At 68.9% G+C, this 4,330-nt stretch carries 3 protein-coding genes; 2 read left to right on the top strand and 1 reads right to left on the bottom strand.

What is annotated here, in order from left to right:
• On the bottom strand, positions 1-1,210 hold a 1,210-nt coding region (locus tag ACI38Z_RS02985; RefSeq protein ID WP_439788698.1), incomplete at its 3' end, for a phospho-sugar mutase.
• A 269-nt stretch (positions 1,211-1,479) separates the two neighbouring features.
• On the opposite strand from ACI38Z_RS02985, the gene rlmKL reads away from it, so the two are divergent.
• Together rlmKL and ACI38Z_RS02975 are read left to right on the top strand one after the other, a co-directional pair.
• Positions 1,480-3,864, top strand: a complete 2,385-nt coding sequence (gene rlmKL, locus ACI38Z_RS02980) for a bifunctional 23S rRNA (guanine(2069)-N(7))-methyltransferase RlmK/23S rRNA (guanine(2445)-N(2))-methyltransferase RlmL (protein ID WP_439788697.1) — start codon at positions 1,480-1,482, stop codon at positions 3,862-3,864.
• A 149-nt stretch (positions 3,865-4,013) separates the two neighbouring features.
• On the top strand, positions 4,014-4,330 hold a 317-nt coding region (locus ACI38Z_RS02975; RefSeq protein ID WP_439788696.1), incomplete at its 3' end, for a hypothetical protein.

Raw genomic sequence — 4,330 nt, 5'->3', positions numbered from 1 at the left:
ACTCCTCGAAGCCCATGAGGAAGCGGTCCTCCTCGCCCTCGGCCTTGAGCTGGTCGATCTGGTCGCCAATGTACTTGAAGCCCGTGAGCACGCGGCGCATCTCGAAGCCGTAGTCACGCGCGAGCGCGTCAGGCATGACGGAGGAAACGATCGTGGAGACGGCGACCTTGCGCTTGGGGTCCTCGCCGCGGTCGATTGCCATCTTGATGAGCCAGTCCATCATGAGGACGCCCATCTCGTTTCCGGAGAGAAGGACGTACTCCCCGTTGTGCGGGATGGCCGTGCCCATGCGGTCGGCGTCCGGGTCGGTGGCGACCACGAGGTTCGGCTTCACCTTGTCGGCAAGCTTGAGCGCGAGCTCGAGCGCGGAGCGGAACTCGGGGTTGGGGTACGTGCAGGTGGGGAAGTTGCCGTCCGGGTCCTTCTGCTCGGGCACGACCTCCACGTCGTTCACGCCGATGGACTTGAGCATGCGCGTGACGCACTCCATGCCGGTGCCGTTGAGCGGCGTGTAGACGACCTTGTAGCCCTCGGGCGCCTTGAAGCCGGGGACGGAGACCTTCTGCACGGCCTCGAGGTAGCTGTCCAGGACCTCCTCGGGCGTCCACTCGATCAGGCCCTTCTGGAGGCCCTCCTCGAAGTCCATCATCTTGGCGCCGCCGAAGACCGGGGTCTTCTCGATGGAGGCCGAGATCTCGTCAGCGGCCTCGTTGGCGATCTGGCCGCCGTTGTCGTTGTAGACCTTGTAGCCGTTGTACTGCGCGGGGTTGTGCGACGCGGTCAGCACGATGCCGGCGGAGGTGTGCAGGTAGCGCACCGCGAACGACAGCGTGGGGACGGGCTCGATGCGCGGGTACACGTACACGTGGATGCCGTTGGCGGCAAGCACGCCGGCCGCGACCTTCTGGAAGTCCTCGCCCTTGAGGCGCGAGTCGCGCGCGAGCGCGAGGGACGGCTTGTCGTAGTGGGCGTTGAGGTAGTCCGCCACGCCCTGGGTGGCCTGCGCCACGACGTAGACGTTCATGCGGTTGGTGCCCACGCCAAGCGTGCCGCGCAGGCCCGCGGTGCCAAACGAGAGGTCGCGATAGAAGGCGTCGTTCAGCTTCTCCTCGTCCCCCGACGCGATGAGCTGATCGAGCTCGGCCTTAAGATCGGGCTCGGTGACGTTCTCCTTCCAAAGCTGGACCTTGGACTCAGTTTCCTTATCCATGCACGACTCCTAGCTCTTCTCGAATGGCGGGAAACCCGCACGGCGGGAACCCGTCTGCCTCACACGTACCTACACACGATGATAGCCAATGTCGCGGCAACGGTTTTCAGACGGGCGCCAAACGCGGCCGATATGGCGGAAGGCGGCGGGCGGCGGCGTATGGGAAGTTGCTGATGGCGCCGATTGTTCCGTTGGTGCCCAAACGCCGCGCCTACCATGTGGCATACCATGTGAGAAGAACGTACGACCACGGGCGAAAGGTGTCCCGAATGAGCGACCAGACCATCACGACCGGGGGCTCCGGACAGGACCTCGAGTTCTTTGCGACCTGCCCCAAGGGCTTCGAGCACCTTCTGGCGGACGAGCTCGCGGCGCTGGGCGTGCCTCACGTGCGCGCGCTGCGCGGCCAGGTGGGCTTTGCGGGCGGGCTCGAGGACGCGTACCGCGCCTGCCTGTGGTCGCGCATGGCGTCGCGCGTGACGCTGGTGCTCGCGCGCGTGGACGCCACGTCCTCCGACGCCCTGTACGAGGGGCTATCGCGAATCCCCTGGCAGGACCACGTGCCCGCTGGCGCGACCATCGCCGTGGAGGCGCACGGCACCAACGCGGCGCTCCGCAACACGCAGTTCACGGCCGTGCGCGCCAAGGACGCAATCGTGGACGCAATCCTCGCGCGCCGCGGCACGCGCCCCATGGTGGACGTACGCCACGCAGACGTCAGCGTTGCCGTGAGGGTGGGCCGCGAGCGCGCGACCGTGGGCATCGACCTTTCCGGCGCGCCGCTCTTCCGTCGCGGCTACGAGGCCGCTCGCTCCGGCCGGGCGCCCATCGCGCCACTTAGGCCCGACTACGCCGCCGCGCTCCTGGCCGCGGGCGGATGGTACCGCAGCGTGCGCCACGGCGACTCCGTGCTCGCGAGCGTGTATGACGGCGCCGGCAGCCTCCTGGTGGAGGCTGCGGCCCAGGCGCTCGACCGCGCGCCGGGACTGCTCCGCACGCGCTGGGGCTTCGAGGGCTGGGGCGGCCACGACGCCGACCTGTGGGAGAGGCTCGTGGCCGAGGCCCGCGAGCGCGCCGAGGCGGCGGGCACGAGGGTCGTCCTTCTCGCCCACGACACGCGCGCCGGGGCCGAGACCGCCGCGCGCCACGCGCTGCGCGCAGCCGGCATGGACGTGGAGCCGGCCTTTGTGGACGCCGGCGAGATGGCGACGCGGCTTGGGCGCGCCTGCGCGTCGGGTGCGCCGCTCGTGGCGATGGACCTCTCGTGGCTGGACGAGGGCGCGGTCGCGGCGGAGGCCGCGGCGATGTCCGAGTGCGTAACGGCAGCTGCGGGGGTCGCGGGCAAGGCGGGCACGGTCGTGGCGCTCGCCAAGGACGCCGCGCTCGACAGCGCGCTTGGACACGAGGCGGACGGCACCGTCGACGTGCTGGTTGGGCAGGACGACGCGACCATCCGCACGTTTGGCGCGGAGGGACTGCCGCGCGAGCACCCCACGGTGAGCGTGACCGTGCCCGGCGGCCGCCAGGCAAGCGTGCCCGTGCTCGTGGACGCGAGCGACCAGTTTGCGCGCCGCCTTCAGAAGGTGTGGCGGCTGCGGCGCAAGTGGGCCGAGCGCGAGGACGTGAGCTGCTACCGAATCTACGACGCGGACCTGCCGGACTACTCCGTGAGCATCGACCTCTTCCAGGGGTCCGAGCTCATGCCCGCGCGCAACGGGCGCGGCCGCTGGCTGCAGGTGTACGAGTACGCGGCGCCCAAGTCCGTGGACGCGACGCTCGCGCGCAGGCGGCTGCTCGACGTGCTGGCCATCGCGCCGCGCGTGATCGGCGTGGCGCCCGAGGACGTGTTCGTGCGGGTGCGCACGCATGGCAAGGGCGGCTCGCAGTACGCGGGGGAGTCGACGGCGCAGCGCGAGCAGGCGGGCGGCAACGGCCGCGACCGGCACGACGGGCGCGGTGCCGGACGGAGGCCCGGGGACGGGGCACGCGTTCTTCTCCCCCGCGGCGCGCACCTTGTGGACGAGGGCGGGCTCACCTTCGAGGTGAACTTTGGCACCAGGCTGGACTGCGGAATCTTCCTGGACCACCGCGAGACGCGCTCGCTCGTGCGCGAGATGATGAAGAAGACCGCCGGCTCGAAGCGGTTCCTCAACCTGTTCGCGTACACCGGGACCGCAACGTGCTACGCGGCGGACGGCGGCGCCAAGCACACGACCACCGTGGACATGAGCAGGCCCTCGCTGGAGTGGGCGCGACGCAACATGGAACGCAACGGCTTCGTGAGCAGGATGCGGCCGCCCGAGCACGAGTACGTGCAGGCAGACGTGCTGGCGTGGGTGCAGGAACAGCGCCACAGCAAGAACCGCTGGGACCTCGTCTTCTGCGACGTGCCCACGTTCTCCAACTCCTCGCGCATGCGCGGCTCGTGGGACGTGCAGCGTGACCACGCCGAGCTCATCATCGGCATATCGCGCCTGCTCACGCGCAACGGCTCGGCGATCTTCAGCTGCAACCTGCGCGGCTTCAAGCCCGACGTGGACAAGCTCGCGCGCGCCGGCGTGAGCCTGGAGGACATCACGGCCGAGACCATCCCGGAGGACTTCCAGCGCAACGCCAAGATCCACCACTGCTACATCGTGCGGCGGACGGCGTAGGCCACGGTCGCGGGACGCGGGAGCGGCCAGGCTTCCTTTGGGATGGCTTTGCCCCCGCGCCGCAGACACGCGCAAGGCAGCTGTCATATCAAATATCTTTCTTGAGCGCGCGGCTTCCCCTGTTGGGCGGCCGCGCGTATCTTCTTGCCATGGCAATCTATCTCAGTCACACCACGGCACTCTCGATCTGGCTGCGCGAAGGAGGCTGGCTCGTTCGCGACAGCGTCGCGACGCGCGGCGGCTCCCTGGCGGACTCAAGCGCGTCGGCTCGCGAGGTGGAGGCCTCGGGAATCCTGCAGCGCGGGGCCATCGAGGCACCAGTGCACGTGCTTGTGGACGCGCAGACGAAAAAGCACAGGATGAGCCAGGTCAAAGCCCATGTCTGGAGCGGAAAAATCCCATTGCGCAGCTTCTATCGCCTAGAGGACGGCATCTACGTAAGTTCCCCGGAATTCACCGTCGTACA

This window comes from Parafannyhessea sp., assembly GCF_051876455.1.
Taxonomy (GTDB): Bacteria; Actinomycetota; Coriobacteriia; order Coriobacteriales; family Atopobiaceae; genus Parafannyhessea.
The sequence above is the reverse complement of the archived record's forward strand: the minus strand, read 5'-3'. Positions and strand labels throughout refer to the sequence as shown.

Coding starts and splice junctions, on each gene's coding strand:
- rlmKL (WP_439788697.1), top strand. CDS start 1,480: ATGAGCGACCAGACCATCACGACCGGGGGCTCCGGACAGGACCTCGAG.